The following is a 20,286-nucleotide window of genomic DNA, read 5'->3' as shown; positions in this document are numbered from 1 at the left end:
CCTATAGATAGGCCGCACAGGCCCCTTTTTACAAAAAGACAAAACAGAAAGAGGCCACCAAGTTATTTGGTGGCCTCTTGTTATGGAATGGTTCTGGGAGGGGGCAGTTGCCTAGCTGCGATAGGGGTCTAGCGATGCACGCAGCCCATCCCCGAGAAAGTTGAACGCCAGCACCACGACAATGATCGGCAACATGGGGATCGCGGTCCATGGATAGATCTCGATACTGGCGAGGTTCTGCGCATCATTCAGCATCACGCCCCATGATACCGCAGGGGCACGCAGCCCAAGCCCCAAAAAGCTAAGCGCGGTTTCCCCAAGGATCATCGCAGGGATCGACAGAGTCGCGCTGGCGATCAGGTGGCTCATAAAGTTAGGCAGCAAATGGCGGCGGATCACGCGGGCAGGGCGCGCGCCCATCATCTCGGCGGCGCGGACGTATTCCTCTTCGCGCAGGCTCAGGAATTTGGCGCGCACAGCACGGGCAAGGCCCGGCCAGTCAAGAATGCCCAGAATGATCGAGATCACAAAGAACACAGCAACAGGCCCCCAGTTGGAGGGGACGGCGGCAGACAGGGCCAACCACAAGGGCAGCTCGGGCAGCGAGCGCAAAATCTCGATCGCGCGGTTGATGGTCCAGTCGGTTTTGCCGCCGAAATACCCCGCCATCGCACCAAAGAAGATGCCCAAGATAAAGCTAACCGTAATGCCGATGATACCAACAGTCAGCGAAAGCTGGGCCCCATACAAAATCCTGCTAAAGACATCACGCCCCAGCCGATCAGACCCCCAAAGAAAGATCGTGCCACCCTCGGGCGCACAGACCAGATGGGTGTGGGATGGGATCAGGCCCAATAGTTTATAATCAGAGCCCTCACAAAAGAACTGCAGCGGCAGCGGCGTGGTTGTATCAACATCATAGCGCCAGCGGTAGTTTTCTAGGTCGGCAACCGCCGTGGTGGGGTAAACATAGGGGCCGATGAATTCTCCCTCATGCCACAAGTTGATTTCCTGTGGCGGGTGGTAAAGATAGTCGGCGCTGCGTTCATTCGCCGTATAGGGCGCGACAAATCCGGCAATCGGCAAGATCAGATAACACAGCAGCAGGAACAACCCCGATATCAGCCCCAGCTTGTGACGGCGAAATTTGCGCCAGATCAGAACATAGCTAGGCGCGTCAAACTCGGCGCGTTCGGGGGCTGATAGATCAGCCTCTTCCGACCAAGGCTGGGTATCCACGAAATGATCATCAACGGGGGTGCTCATTATTTTCGCCCTCCCAACCGAATACGCGGATCAAGCAGCATCAAAAGGACATCTGAAATCATCGTGCCCAGCAACGTCAGCAGCGCCACAAACATCAGGACGAAAGCGGCCAAAAACTGATCCTGAGATTTCAAAGCTGACAGCAGGTAAGGTCCAATTGTTTGCAGGCCCAGCACGACAGACACCAAAACCGATCCGGACACCATCGCAGGCAACAGGTTTCCAATATCCGCAACAAAGGGATTAAACGCCATGCGCAGAGGGTATTTGCGCAACATCTTCGAGGGCTTCATCCCCTTTGCAATGGCGGTTTCCACGTAGGGCTTGCTCAGTTCGTCCAGCATGTTGGCACGTAGGCGCTGCATCATCGCAGCCGCACCAGATGTGCCGATCACAAAGGTGGGGACGATCAGATGCACAAGGATGGATTTCACCTTGGCCCATGACATTGGCTCGCCCTCGAATTCGGGGGCCATTAATCCGCCGATGGGCAGATTGAAATATTTGTGGCCATAGTAAAACAGGATCAGCGCCAGCAGGAAGTTCGGCGTCGCAAGGCCAAGGTAGCCAACAAATCCAGCCGTGTAATCCACCCATGTTTCCGACCGTGCCGCCGCGATAACGCCGAGGGGCAGCGCCACCACATAGACAAACAAAACCGCCGCGAGGTTCACCAGAACGGTGAGCCACAAGGCATCACCGACGATCTCGCTCACGGGGCGGTCAAATTCGAATGACCAGCCAAAGTTGCCTTGCAGCAGGCCCGAAAACCCCTGAGGGCCCGGCATGAAGCCAACCCAGATCATATATTGCTCCCATAGGGGGCGGTCCAATGCGTATTCGCTGCGCAGGAATTCGGCCTTGGCAACACCTTCGGCCTGACCGGTTGCGCGCAGCTCGGCGATTTGGTTGCTCAGGAAATCACCGGGGGGGAGGTTGATAATGGCAAAAACCAATATCGACACAATCCAAAGCGTCAGCAACATGGTTGCAAATCGCGTAACCGCGTAGCGAAGGATCATCATTGGGACACCTGCATAAATGCGTCTTCAAAATAGAATTCGTCAACGCGGTGAATGCCAAAATGGGCCCCTGGATCATAGGCCCATGTGGCTTTTTCGGGCACATTCCGAAGCCGTTTTGACACCACGATAGGCTGTGGCGCGCCAGATAGGATACCGATGGCAAACTGTTGTTGCGCGTGGATCTCCAGCATCTCGGCCCAGATTTCCGAACGCCGCTTTGAGTCGCTGATTTTGGACCACTCCGCCTCAAGCTCCAACAGACGCAGAGGCGCCTCCATATCCGGCGCTTCGCCATTCTTACCCATGGTCTGATAGTATTGGCCCCACTTGGGCCAGGCAAAGAACTCTTGCTGGGTCGGGGCAAGATATTGCGGCGAGGTTTCCGCGCGGGGCAGCCCATTATCCCAGCCGAACCAAACAGCGGCCATGCCGTTGCCTGCATAAATTCGGTTGCGCATGATATCACGGTTCAAGGGGCGCATAATCAGGCGGATGCCCAGCTCGCGCCATGTGTCGGTGATGATGCTTAGGGCGTTCTCTTCGTCTTGGCGCTCTCCTGCGGTTTCGATCACAAACTCCATGGGGCGCCCGTCTGGTAGCTTGCGCAGCCCGTTTGGTGTGCGTTCGGTTAGCCCCATGTCATCAAGCAGTTGGTTGCCCTGTTCGATATCAAGGTCCGCCCATGCGGCAAGGTCGGCTGGGTCGTGTAGGGGGCTGGGGGCAAGGGCGGTCATGCCGCCTTCTTGGGCCATGCCAAAATACAGGGCGCGGTTAATCATCCGCCGATCAATCCCAAGGCTCAGCGCGCGGCGGAAGCGGACATCGCGCATTACATCGCGCCAAACAGGGTCACTAAAATTCAGGTTGGGGTAGATTGCGATCTGGCTGGCCGCGCCATTGCCCCACAAAAGGGTGCGGTATTTATCCCCGTCCACTTCGCCCTTTTTCAAAATCGCGACATCGCGAAAGCCCAAACCCCGCGCTTGCAGGTCCACTTCGCCCGCGTTCGATTTAGCCGCGATCAGCCCGCTGCCAACAACGGTCATTTCAACGATATCGATATAGGGCAGTTGCGTTCCTGCGGTGTCGATGCGGTGGAAATAGGGGTTGCGCACAAACAGGTTGCGCGATGTCGGCTTGCCCGAGGCATTCAGCCACGGTTGCAACGTGGGCTGGTCGGGGTTGTCGAATTTGTACATGTTGTCGCGTTTGTTGTGCAGCGCGGCCCAGCTTTTCACGCGGGCCGATTGAATTTCCTGATGCAGGAAATCCGGATCGGCGAAATCTAGGTGAAACTGTTTTAGATAGTGTGCAGGGCGATAGATGAAGGGCGGCCGTGCCTGTGCCAACAGGGGTAGAAAGTTGGGGTTGGGGGCGGCCCATTCAAACACAACGGTTTCAGGATCAGGAAATGTCACGCTGCCCATCTTGCCATCAACCATCATCCATTCTGGCGGGCCCGATGGGGTGATATCGGGGTTGTTGGCGATGTGTTTCCACCAGTATTCGAAATCGGCAGAGGTAAAGGGCGCGCCGTCAGACCAGCGATGCCCGCGCCTGAGGTGCAAAGTATACTTGCGGTCACCTTCATTTGTCACGTCGCGCAAAAGGTCAGGTTGCAAAGAATAGTCAGAGGTATAGCCGACCAGACGCGCATACCCATAAACGACCATCTGGCGGATATCTTTGCTGCGCGACACAAGGGTGCGCAATGTGCCCCCCTGAATGCCTGTGCTGCGGCCCTTGGCCTCTAGGTCGACGATCAATGGATCAAGGGGGATGCGATCAGCGGCTAGGGGTAAATGGCCGCTTTTGACTTCGGCGGCCCAAAAGGTGCTTTCCTTTACGGCAACACCTTGCGCAAAGGCGGGCGTGCAAAGCAGGGTGAATACGGCTGCAGCTTTGATCAGTTTAAGCATGACAGCGCACCATATGTCCGGGTTCCAGTTCTCTTAGGGCGGGGGCCATTGCCCCCTCAAATCGAAATTTCTCGGGCCATGCTTCTGGCGCGCCTGCGCCTTTGGCAACCAGGTCCAGATCGATGGGGCGGTTGATGTCGGGCTCGGGCTGGGCTGCGATCAGGGCGCAGGTATAGGGGTGCTGGGGGTTGTAGAACAACGTGTCAGGGGGGGCTTGTTCCACAATCACACCTGCACGCATCACGGCGACTTCGTCTGCGATACGTGCCACAACAGCAAGGTCGTGAGAGATAAAGAGATAGCTCAGCCCCGCCTCATCGCGGATGTCTTCGAGCAAGCCTAAAATCTGGTCCTGAACAGATACATCCAGCGCCGAAGTGGGTTCGTCACAAACCAGCAGCTGCGGATCAAGCGTGAGCGCGCGCGCAATCGACAGGCGCTGCCGCTGGCCACCCGAGAAAGCATGCGGATAACGGGGCAGCATATCGGGGCTAAGGCCCACAGTGCGGATCATTTCGGCAGCTTTGTCGCGCCGCGCCGCGCGATCGCCGATGCCGTGAATTTCGGCAGGCTCCATCAACGCGTCCACAACCCGCATGCGAGGTGACAAAGATGAATAGGGGTCCTGAAAAACCATTTGCGCATCGCGTTGGAAGGTGCGCCGTTGGGTTTTGTTCATTTTGTGAACGTCAAACGGGGCGTCGCCCGCGCGCGGCGCAAAAAGAACCTCGCCGCCTGCATCGGGTGTGATGGCCCCTAGGGCGACACGCGCGCAGGTGGTCTTGCCTGATCCGCTCTCGCCCACAACGGCCAGTGTTTTGCCGCGCGGCAGGGCAAGGTCAACGTTGCGGCAGGCTGTAACCACTGTAGGGGGGCGCCATCCGCTTGAGCGGACTGTAAAGCTTTTGGTGACATTGCGAATGTCGAGGATGAGATCGCTTTGCGGTGCCACTCTGGCGGGTTCGGCGATTGTCGGAATTTCGGGCGCTGCGGCGAATAGCTTTTTCGTATAGCCATGTGCGGGCGATCCAAGGACGGCTTGCGCGCTGCCTGCTTCCATCACGCGGCCTTTGTTCATGACGACGACCTTGTCGGCCATATTCGCCACAACGCCTAAATCATGCGTCACAAGGATTACCGCCATGCCTGTTTCGGCCTGAAGATCTTTGATCAGCCCCAGCACTTGCGCCTGCGTCGTTACATCCAGCGCGGTCGTGGGTTCATCCGCGATCAGAAGGTCGGGTTCAGAAACCATGGCCATGGCGATCATCGCCCGTTGCCGCATCCCGCCTGACATCTCGAACGGGTAGCTTGACCAAGCGCGTTCGGGATCAACAAAACCGACCCGCTCAAACTGCGTCAGAACGCGTTTTTTGGCCTCACTTGCGCTGATGTTTTCATGTAGATGCAGAACTTCGGCAACTTGGTTTCCCAATTTATGGAGCGGCGAAAGCGAGCGCATCGGCTCTTGGAAAATCATGGAAATGCGATTGCCGCGCAAATCGCGCATGGTCCGTTTCGATGTGGTCGCCAGATCAAGGGCGTCACCGTCACAGTGATAGTTAATCCGCCCGCCGCGCAGTTCTGCTGTGCTGGGCAAAATCCGCAAGACAGATCGGCACGTCAGGGTTTTACCCGATCCACTTTCCCCCACCAGAGCAAGCGTTTCCCCACAGTCGACGGAAAAAGATACATCCTGCACCACAGGTGCGGCTTTTCCAAAACCAATGGTGAGTGATTCTACTTCCAAAAGAGGCATGATTATTCCTTGTACCAAATGGGAGTGAACCTCATTCACGCGACGGCGTCCAGTAATCTTAACAAACCTTATTGTGGGTTTGAGGGCCAAGCCCTGCCTGACGCGCGCGTCAGCGTTGGCGCGCCGCGACCCAAGGGGCAAATTCTGCTTGCGCAATCTTTTAGGGTCTCTTAGCGTTTTTGAAATTCGGTAAAACAATGTTTTGCATAGTAAAACAACCGACTGGGGAGGAGCGCATGTGATGAAATTTCAAAGGACCACATCGTCTGGTTTCTCAGGAACGATGGCTGGTTTTACCTCGCGAAGGTCGCAGATTTTGTGATGGCAGAGCAAAACACAGATCGGAAATTCGCCACCACGCTTGCCCGTGGTCTTGCGGTATTGCGCGTCTTTCGGGCCAGTGACAATGGCCTGACCCATGCCCAGATCGCCGAGCGGACAGGCCTGCCCAAACCGACGATATCAAGGTTGACCTATACATTGTGCGAATTGGGCTATCTTAGCCATGGTTCGCGAAATGATCGCTTCCGCCTTGGGCCTGCTTCGATGGTTTTGGGTTCTGTTGCCTCGGTCGCGGTGAACTTTGTGGACCGCGTGAGTGACGACATGCAGCGGTTAGCGGATGAAACCGGAACGCTTGCATTGATAGCGGTACGCGACGGAGATCGCATGATGCTGGTGCGAACATGGCGCCCCGCAACGGCATCGACGATCTGGCTAGAGCCCGGTCACCGCATCCCCCTGCATGGGTCAAGTTCGGGAATGGCTTTTCTGGCGGCGCTGGATGCTGAACGTTTTGAGGCATTGGAGCCTGATGAGCAGATGCGCAAATTTCGGCAGGATGGATATGACCAACTGGTTGGCAAAGGGTTCCTGATCGCCTCGGAAGAGACCCGTTACGCCAGCACAATAAACGCGGTGAGCGTCCCATACTACGCAGCGGAATTTGGAGAGGCTGTTGCCTTTACCTGCGGGGCGACCCCACAAGAGTTACCGCAAGAAAGAATGACGAATGACGTTGGCCCTGCGCTGCATGCGCTTGTCCAAAACCTAGAACAGCGGACAGGCCGGATACCGGCGCTGAGCCGCCGTTGATAATAAGAAGAGAGCGACTATGACAAACCCAGTTACCTATGAAACCCAAGGCGCCATTGCCGTTTTGCGTATCAACAACCCGCCTGTGAACGCGTTGTCTCAGGCCGTGCGTCAGGGTCTGTCAGACGGGATGGACCGCGCCGAAGCGGATCGCGATGTGAAGGCGGTGCTGATCGTCGGCGAGGGGCGCGCCTTTATCGCGGGCGCAGACATCACCGAATTCGGCAAACTCCCGATGGAGCCAAACCTGCCTGATCTTTGCACCCGCATTGAAAGCTCTCCTTTGCTGGTGGCAGCGTCGATGCATGGCGTCACATTGGGTGGGGGGCTAGAGGTGGCGCTGGGCACCCATTACCGTATTGCGCAACCGACGGCGCGCCTTGGCCTGCCTGAGGTGCATTTGGGGCTGCTGCCGGGTGCGGGCGGTACGCAGCGTTTGCCACGTTTGACCGGTGCGGACAAAGCGATCGAGATCATGATCTCGGGCCGTCAGATCAAAGCGGCAGAGGCGCTAGAACTGGGACTGCTCGACAAGGTCGAGGAAGGTGATCCACAAGAGGTTGGGCTGGCTTTTGTCAATGAATTGCTCGCCAACGGGGCGCCGCGCCGCGCGGTTTCGGAACTGCCCGCAGCTGCCCCGATTGATTGGGAGGCCGCCCATGCAGGCGCGTTGAAAAAGGGGCGCGGTCAGATCAACGTCGGTACCATTGTGCGCGCCGTTCAAGCGGCAAGCGAACTCGGCTTTGCCGAGGGGATGGAGCGCGAGCGCGGCCTCTTTATGGAATTGCTGCAAAGCGACCAAAGCAAAGGGATGATCCACGCCTTCTTTAACGAACGCGCCGTCAGCAATTTGCCCGAACTCAAAGGTGTTGCACCCCGCGCGCTGAACGCCATTGGCGTCATTGGCGGGGGCACAATGGGCGCAGGCATCGCAACGGCGGCTTTGCTGGCGAAACTGGATGTTGTCCTGATCGAAACGGGCCAAGAGCAGGCCGATGCAGCCCGCGGCCGTATCGAGGGGAACCTGCAAGGCGCGTTAAAGCGCGGCAAGATCAGCCAGCCGCAATATGACGCGCTCACCACAAAGGCGCTGACGCTGGCAACCAATTACGCCAGCCTTGGTGAGGTTGATCTGGTGGTCGAGGCCGTGTTCGAAGACATGGCGGTCAAGAAAGAGGTCTTTGCCAAGCTTGATGCGGCCTGCAAACAAGGTGCCATTCTGGCGTCCAACACATCGTATCTGGATGTGGACGAGATCGCAGCGGCCACCAGCCGCCCCGAAGATGTAATCGGGCTCCACTTCTTTTCACCTGCTCATGTGATGAAATTGTTAGAGGTCGTCGTCGCGGATAAAACGGCGGCTGATGTGGTCGCGACAGGGTTTGAGCTGGGCAAACGTCTGGGCAAAATCTCGGTCCGGTCGGGCGTATGTGACGGGTTTATCGGCAACCGCATTCTGGCGGCTTACCGAACGGCGGCGGATCATATGGTGCTGGATGGGGCAAGCCCCTATCAGATCGACAGCGCCTTAACCGGTTTCGGTTTTGCGATGGGGCCTTTCGCGGTGGGTGACCTTGCCGGACTTGATATCGGCTGGATGACCCGCAAACGCAAAGCCGCAGACCGCCATCCGGATGAACGCGTGCCGACCTATGCCGACCGCCTCTGCGAAGAGGGCCATTTCGGTCGCAAAACGGGCGCAGGCTATTACCTGTACGAAGCAGGCAGCCGCGCCAGTGTGCCAAACCCGAGAATCCCCGAATTAATCGCCGCCGAGCAGGCCGAACTCAATATTACGCCACGTGATTTCAGCGATGAGGAGATTGTCAGGCGCTATATGTGTGCGATGGTGAACGAAGCTGCAAAAGTCGTGGAAGAGGGCATCGCCCGACGTCCGGCTGATGTGGATATGGTGCTGCTCTTTGGCTACGGCTTTCCGCGTTACGGGGGCGGGCCATTGAAATGGGCTGATCTGCAAGGCTTGGCTGGGGTGTTGGCCGATATCGAACATTACGCGCAGGAGGATGCGTGGTTCTGGAAGCCTGCCCCGCTGCTGAAATCGCTGGTGGCCGACGGCCGCAGCTTTGACGACCTAAATCGCGCTGGCGGATAAATTTCGCACGGCGCAACCGACAAAAGATGTGAGGAGACCCGAATGGATCTGAGTTATTCAGTTGAAGAGAAAGCGTTTCGCGACGAAGTCCGCGCTTTTCTCGAAGAAAAGGTAACGCCCGAGTTGCGTGACAAAGTGCGCAACCGCAGCGACCTGACCAAAGCTGACATGGAGCAATGGCACGCCACGTTGAACGAACGCGGCTGGCTGGCACCAAACTGGCCCAAAGAATTTGGCGGCGCGGAATGGAACGCTGTTCAAAAGCACATCTTCGAAGAAGAAGCCGCAGCAGCATCGGCGCCGCGCATCGTGCCCTTTGGCCTTGGCATGCTGGCCCCTGTGTTGCAGAAATTCGGCTCTAAGGAACAGCAAGACCATTGGCTGCCACGCATTTTGTCTGGCGAAGACTGGTGGTGTCAGGGCTATTCCGAACCGGGTGCGGGATCTGACCTTGCGTCGCTGAAAACAACTGCCGTCAAAAACGAAGCTGGCACACATTACGTTGTGAACGGCCAAAAGACGTGGACCACGCTGGGCCAGCACGCAAACATGATCTTTTGCTTGGTGCGCACCGACAAAGACGTAAAGCAGCAAGAGGGCATTTCCTTCCTGCTGATCGACATGGACACACCGGGCATCGAAGTGCGCCCGATCATTCTGTTGGATGGCACGCCCGAAGTGAACGAAGTCTGGTTCACCGACGTAGAAGTGCCCATCGAGAACCTTGTCGGCGAAGAGAACAAAGGCTGGACCTATGCGAAATATTTGCTGACGCATGAACGCACCAACATCGCGGGTGTTGGCGCGTCCCAGGCGGGGCTGGATATGGTCAAACGTCTTGCGCGGGTTGAGATGTCTGGCGGTAAACCTCTGATGGAGAACCCCCATTTCGCAGCGCGTGTTGCGCAGGTCGAGATTGATCTGATGGCGATGTCCACGACCAACATGCGCATCATTTCCAAAGCGGCGGCAGGTCAGGCTCCGGGCGTGGAATCCTCCATGCTCAAGGTGAAAGGAACGATCATTCATCAAGAAATCAACGATCTGGCACGCCGTGCAGCGGGTGTTTACGCAACGCCATTTGCATCCGAGGCCTTGGAGGGCGCAAACGAAACACTGCCCGATCCAAACGGCGCTGGCCCTGTGTCCGCGAGATATTTCAACAACAGAAAATTGTCGATCTTCGGCGGATCCAACGAGATCCAGCGCGGCATTATCGCTAAAGTAACGATGGGGGGCTAAGGCCATGAATTTTGATCTGACAGAAGAACGTCAAATGCTCCAAGATACGCTGCGCCGTTTCCTGCGCGAGCGGTACGACACAGCCACCCGCAACCAGATTCTGGACAGCGACAGCGGCATGTCCGCTGACATCTGGTCCGAGCTGGCAGAGCTGGGCGTTATCGGCGCGCTGTTCACCGAAGAGCAGGGCGGTTTCGGCGGCAAGGGCTTTGATATCTCGGTGGTGTTCGAGGAACTCGGCCGCGCAGGTGTGGTTGAACCCTTCCTTGATACGGCGGTTTTGGCTGGTGGTTTGATTGCCGATTTGGGCAATGCCGATCAGCTTTCTCATGTCGAAGAAATCATCGGTGGCGGGCTTCAACTGGCCTTTGCCCACGGCGAGCCGACCAGCCGTTATGAGCTGACGCAGGTCTCGACCTCGGCGATGGAAAAAGACGGTGATGTTGTGTTGAACGGCCGCAAGGCTGTGGTTGTGAACGCCGAAGCGGCGGACATGTTGGTTGTCTCGGCACGCGAAAGCGGCGCCGTTGGCGATGCTGAGGGCATCTCGCTCTTCCTTGTTCCCAAGGATGCAAAAGGTCTGACCATTCAGGGCTATGCACTGTTGGCTGGTGGCCGCGCTGCCGAAGTGACATTGGATGATGTGACGGTTCCCGCGTCTGCGCGGTTGGGCGCAGCTGGCAAAGCGGCCTCGGCCATTGAGGCGCGCATCGCGGCGGCCAATGTGGCCCAGACGGCTGAAACCTTGGGCGCGATGGACACGGCCTGTGGGCTGACCAAGGACTACCTTGGCACGCGCAAGCAGTTTGGTCGTCCGATCGGCACGTTTCAGGCCTTGGCCCACCGCATGTCGGATTTGTTGATCGAAATGGAACAGGCGCGTTCGGCTGTGATCATCGCGGCAGGCCATCTGGAAGCAGATCGTGGCACGCGCGAACGCCACGTATCCGCAGCCAAAAACCTGATTGGCCGCGTGGGGCGTCTGGTGGGCGAAGAGGCCATCCAGCTGCATGGCGGTATCGCGATGACGCAGGAATACGAACTGGCCCATATCGCCAAACGCATCATCATGGCCGATCACCGCTTTGGTGATGTTGATCACCATCTGGAGCGGTTTATTGCCCTCTCAGCAGCCTAAAGAAAACGCCGGTTTCATCCATGATGAGACCGGCACACAACGCCTTGTCGGCTATGTCGTTGATGTACGCGATCCCGCGCATGGGCGGTGTTATCTAGACGTGACGGACGACCACCTAAACCGCCACGGCGCATTGCACGGCGGTATCGCCGTGACCCTGTTGGATAATGCCTCGGGCACCACGGGATCGCTTACGGTTGATCCTTCGGGGAAGGCGCCTTTTTTGACGGTTTCCATGAATACTCAATTCATCGGATCAGGCCGCCCGGGTCGCATGACCGCAACAGGAACCGTGACCGGTGGCGGACGCAGCCTGCTATTTATCGCCGCGGAGCTGGTCCACGAAGATGGAACATTGGTCGCCACTTCGAACGGTGTTTTCAAACGCGTCCCACAGGAGAAGTTGAAATGAGCGCACGACTGGAAGACGCGGGCGACCGCCTGATCGTTTGGAACGGCAATACCCATAAACGCGGTGCGCTGTCGCCAGAGCTATATGCCTGCATCATCAAGGCCTGCGAGACCGCCCAAGACGGGCGGATAAAGTCGATTATCCTGACGTCTGAGGGCCCTTTCTTTTGCGCTGGTGGCGATTTGAACGTCTTGATCAACCGCAAAAAGATGCCAGAGGATGCGCGACGCACTGCCATTGAAGGTTTGCACGATGTCATCCGCGCCATGCGGGCCTGCCCAGTGCCGATCATTGCCTCGGTTGAGGGCGGCGCGGCGGGGGCTGGCCTTAGCATTGCGCTGGCCTGTGATGTGGTGGTCGCGGCGAAGGGGGCTAAATTTGTCGCCGCCTATGTCAAGGCGGGGTTGGTCCCTGATGGGGGGCTTACCGCGCATCTGGCACGCGCTTTGCCGCGCCAGTTGGCGATGGAGATGTGCCTGCTGGCGCAACCCGTCTTGGCCGAGCGGATGCATGCCTTGGGCGCGGTGAATGCGATAACCGATGAAGGCGGCGCGATGGAACAGGCGCGCATCTTTGCGGATCGTTTTGCCGCTGGACCACGTGATGCGCAGCGCGCAATTCGCAAGATGGTCGCCGCCGCCTATGACGTGACCGAGGCCGAGCAGCTGGATCACGAACGCGATGCAATGGCCGTTGCCACAGGCGCGCCCGAAGCCGCCGAAGGCATCGCAGCATTTCTGGAGAAACGCAGACCGAATTACAGCTGAATAATAAAGGGGGGATATGGATGGAAAGGGTAGAGGATTTCCTGAAAGAGCGGGTGCGTCTGGCACCTGAAACAACGGCGCTAAGCGATTCAAGCGGCGCGCATTGGAGCTATGCCCAGCTGGATAAGGCAAGTGACGATCTGGCAGCAGAGCTAAAGGCCGTTGGGGTGCAACCAAACGACCGTGTTCTTTTGCTGGTCGAAAACTGCGCGGCAGCGGTGGCGACATTACACGCGGCGTGGAAGATCGGCGCAGTCATCATCCCGCTGAACGCCCGCCAGACCGAAGGCGAAGTGGCCCGCGTGGTAAAACACGCAACCCCTGCCGCCATTGTGATGACCTCCCATGTTTCCCCTGACGCCACGGCCCATGCCACCCGAATGGGGGCGCAGGAAATCACAGGTGCATTCGGAACGATGCATCTGGCAAAGGGCGTATCCGACCCCGATCCAGTGCTCAGCGACGTTGCTGTTTTGCTTTATACCACGGGCACAACTGGCGATCCAAAGGGGGTGATGCTGACCCATAGTGGTGTGCGTTTCGGCGGCATGGCCTCTAGCGGTCTGCGCAAAATGGTGCCTGAGGACGTTGTTTATGGCGTCTTGCCGATGAGCCACGTCTTTGGCTTGATCTCGGTGCTGGTAGGGGCGTGCCATACGGGTGCGCATGTTCAGATAGACGCACGGTTCTCCGCACAAAAGCTGTATGACGCGGCGATGGGCGGCGTGACGATCATTCCCGCGGTGCCCCAGATGCACGCTTTGGTGATGCAATACACCAAAGAGCAAGGCATGGAGCGTCTGGGCGCCCCCAAGCTGCGCTATGTTTCCTCTGGCGGCGCGCCGCTGGACCCAACATGGAAACGCAAAGCCGAGGCGTTCTACGAACTCCCCCTGCAGAACGGATTTGGCATGACCGAGACGTCATCGGGCGCGTCAGCCACCCAAAACGAGTTAGGGTCGCCTGACATATCAGTTGGCCCTGTCACGCCTGGCACCCGCGCGCGGATCGACGTTGATGCACCTGGTGGCAATGGCGAGGAAGAGGGCGAGGTGCTGGTCGCGGGCCCTCATGTGATGAAGGGGTATTACCGAAACCCCACCGAGACGGCCAAAGCGATCGATGCTGACGGCTGGCTGCATACGGGCGACCTTGGCAAGATCGACGAAGAGGGAAACCTATACATCCTTGGCCGCTCGAAAGAGTTGATCATTCACGGCGGATTTAACGTCTACCCGCCAGAGGTCGAGGCGGCGTTAAACGACCACCCGCAGGTGATCCAATCGGCTGTGGTGGGGCGGACAAAAGACGGTGACGAAGAAGTGCTGGCCTTTGTTCAGGTCGCAGATGCAGACCGCCCTGATGTGGAGGCTCTGCGCGCTTTTGTGAAAGAGCGCCTGACAGGCTACAAGCGGCCCAAGCATATCGTATTGGCAACAGCATTACCTGCCGCGCCAACGGGCAAGCTTCTTAAACACAAAATGATCGAGACATTTGCCGATCAGCTCCCCTAGGGCGCTGTGGCGCGCCTAGGGTCAGATCATAGGCGCGTCAATCAGACGTAAACGCCATTGGCCGCTTCGCGGATCGCTCGGATGTTGGTGCCATAGGGGGCAGGGTCACTGACCGAGCCGCCTTTGAACACGGCAGACCCCGCGACCAGCACGTCTGCGCCTGCACCTGCAACGATGGGGGCTGTTTTCGGGTCAACGCCGCCGTCGATTTCGATGTGCACAGGGCGGTCACCAATCATGTTGCGCAGGGTTTTGATCTTTGCGCTCATATCAATGAATTTCTGCCCCCCAAAGCCGGGGTTTACTGTCATCACGCAGACAAGGTCTGTCAGGTCCAGCAGGTGCTCGACGGCTTCTGCTGGTGTGCCCGGGTTTAGGGCAACGCCTGCTTTGGCACCTGTTGCGCGGATGGCTTGCAGGGTGCGGTGAATATGCGGGCCTGCCTCAACGTGGGCGGTGATGAAATCAGCGCCAGCATTGGCGAAATCTTCGATATAGGCATCCACCGGTGAGATCATCAGGTGGACATCCATGATCCCTTTGATGTGAGGGCGGATGGCAGCACATGTCGCAGCACCAAAGGTGATGTTGGGCACAAAATGCCCGTCCATAACATCCACGTGAATCCAGTCAGCGCCTTGCGCCTCGACGGCGGCACATTCGGCGCCAAAGTTGGCAAAGTCAGAGGCAAGGATGGAAGGGGCGATTTTGATGGAGCGGTCGAAGGACATGAGCAGCAGCCTTTGCGTTGTGAGGTTGCCCGCTGATACCTCTAGACGCGGCGGGGGGCAAACCATTACCGCGATCCGTTTGGGCGTTGTGGCGAGATAGGGCCGCTTCGGCCATGTAGGACATAGTTATTGACCTAAAAAGGGTTTCCATGCTTTGTGGTGCAAATCAACTTTGGGAGGGTTGGAAATGGATTGGCATCAGATATTCGCGGGACGAAATGACCGCATGAAGGCAAGCGAAATTCGCGAATTGCTCAAGCTGCTGGACCAGCCGGATATTATTTCCTTTGCGGGGGGCATCCCCGATCCCGATCTGTTTCCCGCCGAAGCATTTCAAGAGGCCTTTACCCAAGCATTAACCGCTGAGAACCAAGCGACAGCCCTGCAATATTCAGTATCTGAGGGCTATGCCCCTTTGCGCGATTGGATCGTGGGGGAAATGGCGCGTCTGGATATTCCTTGTACCCGTGACAACATCATGATTACCTCTGGCTCGCAGCAGGCGCTGGATTATCTGGGTAAGTTGCTGCTGAATGCAGGGGATACGGCGCTGGTCGGCTGGCCAACCTATCTGGGGGCGCTAGGCGCGTTCAATGCGTATGAGCCGCGCTATGATCGGCTTGACCCCGAAACAAACCGTTCGGCTGCGGATTACGCTGAAGCGGCTGGGGAGGGGCAGGTTAAATTTGCCTATATGTCTGTTGATTTTGCAAACCCCACGGGGCGCACTTTGGATGCGCAGATGCGCGAGCGGGTGATTGATCTGGCGGATGAGCTGGACATCGCGGTGATCGAAGACGCCGCCTATCAATCCTTGCGATTTGAGGGCGAGGCGCTTGCTCCGGTTTTGGCCCGCGAGATCGCGCGTAAAGGCAGCATTGACGCCTGCCGCACGATTTATTGCGGTAGTTTCTCGAAAACACTGGCGCCTGGTTTGCGGGTCGGGTGGGTCTGTGCTTCGAAAGAGGTGATTGGCCAGCTGGTGCTTTTGAAACAGGCGGCAGATTTGCACAGCTCTACGATCAACCAAATGGCAATCGCGACCGTTGCGCAAAACCAGTTCGACACCCATGTTGCCAAGATCAAAGAAGCTTATCGCGCGCGCCGCGACAGCATGCTTGCCGCGTTGGAAAAACACATGCCCGATAGCGTGCGCTGGACACGCCCCGAGGGCGGGATGTTTATCTGGCTGGACCTTCCTGCGCAGCTCAATAGCGCGGATTTGCTGGCGCAGTCCTTGAAATCCGAAAGGGTCGCCTTTGTGCCGGGCCATGCGTTTTTCGCAGATGGAACAGGGACAAACACCATGCGCCTCAGCTTTAGCAAAATGGACGAGGCCCTCATCGATGAGGGGATCGAGCGGCTGGGTCGGCTAATTGCCGCCGCTCTTTAACTGTCTTGGCAATTGAACAGGGCCCCTTTGAGGCATAGGTTGCCCCCTATGAGAGCCTTGTTCGCCATTTTCATATGCCTGATCGCAGCGCCCCTTGCCGCGCATCCCCATATTTTCATCAATACGGGGCTGAAATTCCTGATCGATGAAGAAAACAGGCTGACCCATGTTCAGATCATTTGGGAATATGACGAGCTGTATTCCCTTCTTGTGACCGAGGATATGGGGCTGGATGAAGATTATGATGGCGTTTTATCGGCCTCTGACAGGATCGCGTTGACTGGTTTTGATATGAACTGGGTGCAAGGGTTTAACGGTGACCTTGTGGCAGAAATGAACGGCGCGGTTCTGGCGCTTTCGGGGCCAACCTCACCGACTGCCGAATTGACCGATGGCAAGATCATCACCAGCCACATGCGCGCGGTAAAATCATCGCCTGTAATGGATGCGCCTGTGATTGTTCGCCCCTATGACGGCACCTATTATACGGCCTACGAAGTCGGCCTCGACGTTGGGGTGCAAGGGCGCAATGGCTGCAACGTAAATCTAAACGCCCCTGATATCGGTGGCGCACTTGCCATGACCAAAGCCGAGCTGGCCGCCTTGCCCGAAGATATGGATATGGAGGCGGCAGGCCTCGGCGATATTGGCCGCCGTTTTGCGACAGAGGTGACCGTCACATGCGACGTACAATAATCGGCGCTTTGGCGCTGGCCGTCGGGGTTCTTGTCTGGCTTTGGTTGAGCGGCGGGTTTAACCAGATTGCTGTTTGGGCCGCGGGTGAGCAGCGAGAATTTCAAAACGGCATCGCGCGGACGCTACGGGCCCTGCGCGGCGGCGAGGCTGGGGCCTATCTGCTGCTGCTGGGTAGTTGTTTTGCCTACGGTTTCTTTCACGCGATAGGGCCGGGGCATGGTAAGTTGCTGGTTGGCGGATACGGTGTGGCCCGCGAGGTGCCGATGCTGCGCCTTTCGTTGATCGCTTTTGCCTCAAGCATCGGACAGGCGATCACCGCCATTGTTTTGGCTTATGGCGGACTGTGGTTGCTGGGATTAACGCGGGATCGCATGGTGGGCACCGCCGAAGATTGGCTGGCTCCGTTTAGCTATGCGCTGATTGCTGCAATTGGGGGGTGGCTGGTTGTGCGTGGCTTGCGGCGCATCCGGCGAAATCACTCGACCCAAAACCATGGCGCGCCCGATCATGCCCACCAAGGGGACGACGATGTATGCAGTAGCTGCGGACATCGCCATGGGCCGTCACTGGAAGAAGCGGAACAAGTTGGCGGTCTGCGAGAGGCGCTAATCCTGATTGCCGGTATCGCGATCCGCCCCTGCACTGGCGCGTTATTTGTTTTAATCATCACATGGCAAATGGGCATTCCTTGGGCGGGGATCAGCGGCGCATTGGTGATGGCCCTTGGGACGGCCTCGGTGACGATAGCCGTCGGCATCGCGGCAAGCGGTTTCAGGGGCGGGGTATTGCGCAGCCTTGCGCAGGCGGGAACCATTACATGGATCATGCCCATGCTTGAGGTCACTGCAGGGCTTGTCGTTATCGCCTTGTCATGCGCCTTGCTGATCCGCGTATTGTAAGCAAAACAATGGCAATCGGTTGTGATTTTCTGTAGGTGTGCGGGCAAATGATAAACCAATCCTTTTCGCCAACCTTTGATTGGTGAACGGGCACGACGGAGCCAGCTTTGACCACAGAACCGCAAGACATAGACCAAACCCTTGGTTTTGAGGTTTTTGTCCAACGCGGCTTTAACGAAGATGAGCTGACGGCTGTTACCTCTACCTTGCGCATCGCCAACAATATCGTTGGGTATGAACGGTTTTCTTGTCGCATCATCAGCGACATGCCGGGCCTTGTGACCAGCAAGGGCGCGGTTCTGGTCCGTGCCGAACCCGCGATTGAGGATTACGGGCTTGCCGATATTCTGATCGTTCTGGGCGGCGCAAAAGTAGACCGCGGCGGGTGGAACCGCCGACTGCGCTCTATGCAACGGAAAAAACGCACCACCGTCCTGCTGAGCGACGCTGCAACAGCGTTTATTCGCGCAAAAACAAGCCAGCAAGGAAAAGTAACCACCCATTGGCGCGACATCGCCTTGCTAAAAGAGCAGGGGTATTACCCCACCCTTACAACCCGCTTGGCCGAACACAGCGATGGGGTGACCACAGCCGCCGGAGGCGCTGCCACGGTCGAGCTGATCATCGGGTTGATTACATCGCATCTGGAGCCGATCGAGATTGCCGAGCTGGGTAATCGGTTGTTGTTACCCGCCATTCGGCACAGCGATGCGGAGCAGCCGCGCGATATTGCGGATAACGCAGGTTTGTTTGACGCCCGTGTGACCCAAGCCATCAAATTGATGGAAACCAACATGGAAGAGCCGCTCGCGATGACCGAGCTTACCCGCCGTGTTGGGCTATCGACACGTCATGTCGAGCGCGTGTTTCGCGAAGTGTTCGATGAAACGCCCGCGCGGTTTTACAAGCGCCTCAGAGTGCGCCGCGCCCGTGCGATGATCGAAGATACGCTGATCCCGCTCATTGATGTGGCTGTGGCCACGGGGTTTTGCTCACATAATGCGCTCAGCAGGGCGGTGCGGGATGAATACGGTAGCACCCCATCAAAGATGCGTGCGCGAAAAGAGATCAAGCTGATCAAACACAACAGCTAAACAATCAGCCAAAGGCCTGATCGGATTGGGTGCTCTCTAATAGACGATAGCAGGTCTGTGCAAAGTAATCCGCCCACCAAACAATATCACCCGGGCAAATCGCCAAATCGGCATAAGGCCCGTCCAGATAGCCATCTATCCGGTCAATGAAGAAACCCGCGTCTGCTCCAATAGCTGGATATCCGGCTGCTGCGGCCTCTGTCGCTATTTGCGCCAAAAGTTCGCGCGCGCCCACCAGCGAGCCGTTGACAGATTGAAGTGTCTCCCCATCCCATGCGGCCAAAGCAAAGGAAGTGATATGGATCACCCGCCGTTCCAATGTCTGGATAAACGCAGGGATAATTTCTGCTAGGCTGGGATCAAAAGGTGCAAAATCTCTCATTGCCCTGACACCTTTGGTGTTGGGGGCTGAAGGTGGTGCACGGGAAAAATTGATCCGGCAGAAACGCCCTGATTACGAGACGGATGTCTTGCAATGGATGTCTCTGCCTTGATCAATTTGGTCTTCATTACTCATTACTCCGCAGTTTTGCGCCAATCGTTAAGATGTGTTTACTTTTTGGGCGAAAAAGAAGGCGAAACTAGGCCGAAGCTGTAGCTTATCAATGAAGAAATGCAGGCGGTCGGGGGGCGGCCGACAAAACCGCGCCCCTTGGGAGCGCTTAAGATATCTTTTGGATCGCGGAAAACCCTTCAAAGACGGGCGTGCCGACAAACAACTTTTCAGTGGTCTTTGCGCCCTTATGAGAGTTGCGAAAGGCGTCGCTTTTTGTCCAGCCGCGAAAGGCCTCTTCTGAGGCCCAGACGGTATGGGACGCATAGAGGATTTGGCCATCCACTTCCGCGCCTTTGAGCATGTGGAACTCGACAAACCCCTCCATCTCTTTCAAATGGCTGTCGCGTTTTAGCCAAAGATCTTCAAATGCCTCGGCGTTTTCGATGGGGACAGTAAAGCGGTTCATGGCTAGATACATTTTCTAGTTCCTTTGGTTTGTGCGCTGCAAAAAGGGGCGCATTTATGCCCATGCGCAGCGCCCCGGTTGAGCTTTTGTTGTTTAGTTTATCGCTGGCTTTTTCTGTGATGACAATAATAGTTGATAAAATCAGTCGGGCTGTTTGCCCAAACCCGACGCCAATCCAAAAGCCGGCTGGGCGATCCTCTCACAATGCCGTGGGGGCGGTTGGCCTTGGAGGCGGTAGCGCATATCAATTGCGGGCATAAA

18 protein-coding genes are annotated in these 20,286 nt (G+C 57.2%); 11 read left to right on the top strand and 7 right to left on the bottom strand.

What is annotated here, in order from left to right:
* Positions 1 to 111 precede the first annotated feature (111 nt).
* From Z948_RS0104445 to Z948_RS0104430, 4 genes are read right to left on the bottom strand one after another with little or no spacing between them, the layout of a single operon-like run.
* Entirely contained in the window at positions 112 to 1,266 is a 1,155-nt protein-coding gene (locus Z948_RS0104445; RefSeq protein ID WP_025058371.1) for an ABC transporter permease, read from the bottom strand.
* The gene (locus Z948_RS0104440) at positions 1,266 to 2,291 is read right to left on the bottom strand and encodes an ABC transporter permease (RefSeq protein ID WP_025058370.1); all 1,026 of its coding nucleotides are present in this window, start codon (positions 2,289 to 2,291) and stop codon (positions 1,266 to 1,268) included. Before Z948_RS0104440 ends, Z948_RS0104445 begins: the two co-directional genes overlap by 1 nt.
* On the bottom strand, positions 2,288 to 4,210 hold the full coding sequence (locus Z948_RS0104435; protein WP_025058369.1) for an ABC transporter substrate-binding protein: 1,923 nt from the start codon (positions 4,208 to 4,210) through the stop codon (positions 2,288 to 2,290). The genes Z948_RS0104440 and Z948_RS0104435 overlap by 4 nt, the downstream gene beginning before the upstream one ends.
* Positions 4,203 to 5,972, bottom strand: coding sequence for an ABC transporter ATP-binding protein (locus Z948_RS0104430; protein ID WP_025058368.1), 1,770 nt, complete (start codon positions 5,970 to 5,972; stop codon positions 4,203 to 4,205). The genes Z948_RS0104435 and Z948_RS0104430 overlap by 8 nt, the downstream gene beginning before the upstream one ends.
* Positions 5,973 to 6,290: 318 nt before the next feature.
* Between Z948_RS0104430 and Z948_RS0104425 the strand changes: the two genes are divergently transcribed.
* Genes Z948_RS0104425 through Z948_RS0104395 form a run of 7 tightly spaced genes read left to right on the top strand, consistent with a single transcriptional unit; the run spans position 6,291 to position 14,250 of the window.
* Entirely contained in the window at positions 6,291 to 7,064 is a 774-nt protein-coding gene (locus Z948_RS0104425) for an IclR family transcriptional regulator (RefSeq protein WP_025058367.1), read from the top strand.
* Between the two features lie 19 nt (positions 7,065 to 7,083).
* Entirely contained in the window at positions 7,084 to 9,177 is a 2,094-nt protein-coding gene (locus Z948_RS0104420; RefSeq protein ID WP_025058366.1) for a 3-hydroxyacyl-CoA dehydrogenase NAD-binding domain-containing protein, read from the top strand.
* A gap of 42 nt (positions 9,178 to 9,219) precedes the next feature.
* Positions 9,220 to 10,419: an acyl-CoA dehydrogenase family protein gene (locus tag Z948_RS0104415; protein WP_025058365.1), complete on the top strand. Its 1,200-nt coding sequence runs from the start codon at positions 9,220 to 9,222 to the stop codon at positions 10,417 to 10,419.
* A 4-nt stretch (positions 10,420 to 10,423) separates the two neighbouring features.
* Positions 10,424 to 11,557, top strand: a complete 1,134-nt coding sequence (locus Z948_RS0104410; protein WP_025058364.1) for an acyl-CoA dehydrogenase family protein — start codon at positions 10,424 to 10,426, stop codon at positions 11,555 to 11,557.
* The gene (locus tag Z948_RS0104405; protein WP_081784027.1) at positions 11,511 to 11,969 is read left to right on the top strand and encodes a PaaI family thioesterase; all 459 of its coding nucleotides are present in this window, start codon (positions 11,511 to 11,513) and stop codon (positions 11,967 to 11,969) included. The genes Z948_RS0104410 and Z948_RS0104405 overlap by 47 nt, the downstream gene beginning before the upstream one ends.
* On the top strand, positions 11,966 to 12,736 hold the full coding sequence (locus tag Z948_RS0104400) for an oxepin-CoA hydrolase, alternative type (protein ID WP_025058362.1): 771 nt from the start codon (positions 11,966 to 11,968) through the stop codon (positions 12,734 to 12,736). Before Z948_RS0104405 ends, Z948_RS0104400 begins: the two co-directional genes overlap by 4 nt.
* Before the next feature lie 20 nt (positions 12,737 to 12,756).
* A complete protein-coding gene (locus Z948_RS0104395) occupies positions 12,757 to 14,250 on the top strand; it encodes a class I adenylate-forming enzyme family protein (protein WP_025058361.1) in 1,494 nt (497 codons plus the stop codon).
* A gap of 41 nt (positions 14,251 to 14,291) precedes the next feature.
* Here Z948_RS0104395 and rpe read toward each other — a convergent pair whose 3' ends face one another.
* Positions 14,292 to 14,981, bottom strand: a complete 690-nt coding sequence (gene rpe / locus Z948_RS0104390) for a ribulose-phosphate 3-epimerase (protein ID WP_025058360.1) — start codon at positions 14,979 to 14,981, stop codon at positions 14,292 to 14,294.
* Positions 14,982 to 15,168: 187 nt separating this feature from the next.
* Between rpe and Z948_RS0104385 the strand changes: the two genes are divergently transcribed.
* From Z948_RS0104385 to Z948_RS0104370, 4 genes are all read left to right on the top strand, one after another.
* Positions 15,169 to 16,374 (top strand): aminotransferase-like domain-containing protein, encoded by a 1,206-nt coding sequence (locus Z948_RS0104385; protein WP_025058359.1) that lies wholly within the window; start codon positions 15,169 to 15,171, stop codon positions 16,372 to 16,374.
* 48 nt (positions 16,375 to 16,422) lie between these two features.
* Complete coding sequence (locus Z948_RS0104380) at positions 16,423 to 17,070, top strand: DUF1007 family protein (protein WP_025058358.1); 648 nt, start codon at positions 16,423 to 16,425, stop codon at positions 17,068 to 17,070.
* Positions 17,055 to 17,969, top strand: coding sequence for a nickel/cobalt transporter (locus tag Z948_RS0104375; protein WP_025058357.1), 915 nt, complete (start codon positions 17,055 to 17,057; stop codon positions 17,967 to 17,969). Before Z948_RS0104380 ends, Z948_RS0104375 begins: the two co-directional genes overlap by 16 nt.
* A gap of 107 nt (positions 17,970 to 18,076) precedes the next feature.
* The gene (locus tag Z948_RS0104370) at positions 18,077 to 19,063 is read left to right on the top strand and encodes a GlxA family transcriptional regulator (RefSeq protein ID WP_025058356.1); all 987 of its coding nucleotides are present in this window, start codon (positions 18,077 to 18,079) and stop codon (positions 19,061 to 19,063) included.
* A gap of 4 nt (positions 19,064 to 19,067) precedes the next feature.
* On the opposite strand, the gene Z948_RS0104365 is transcribed toward Z948_RS0104370, so the two are convergent.
* Together Z948_RS0104365 and hmuQ are read right to left on the bottom strand one after the other, a co-directional pair.
* On the bottom strand, positions 19,068 to 19,445 hold the full coding sequence (locus tag Z948_RS0104365; RefSeq protein ID WP_025058355.1) for a hypothetical protein: 378 nt from the start codon (positions 19,443 to 19,445) through the stop codon (positions 19,068 to 19,070).
* A gap of 280 nt (positions 19,446 to 19,725) precedes the next feature.
* The gene (hmuQ, locus tag Z948_RS0104360; protein WP_425427105.1) at positions 19,726 to 20,025 is read right to left on the bottom strand and encodes a heme-degrading protein HmuQ; all 300 of its coding nucleotides are present in this window, start codon (positions 20,023 to 20,025) and stop codon (positions 19,726 to 19,728) included.
* Positions 20,026 to 20,286 lie beyond the last annotated feature (261 nt).

The organism is Sulfitobacter donghicola DSW-25 = KCTC 12864 = JCM 14565 (genome assembly GCF_000622405.1).
In the GTDB taxonomy this organism is placed as follows: Bacteria; Pseudomonadota; Alphaproteobacteria; order Rhodobacterales; family Rhodobacteraceae; genus Sulfitobacter; species Sulfitobacter donghicola.
The sequence above is the reverse complement of the archived record's forward strand: the minus strand, read 5'-3'. Positions and strand labels throughout refer to the sequence as shown.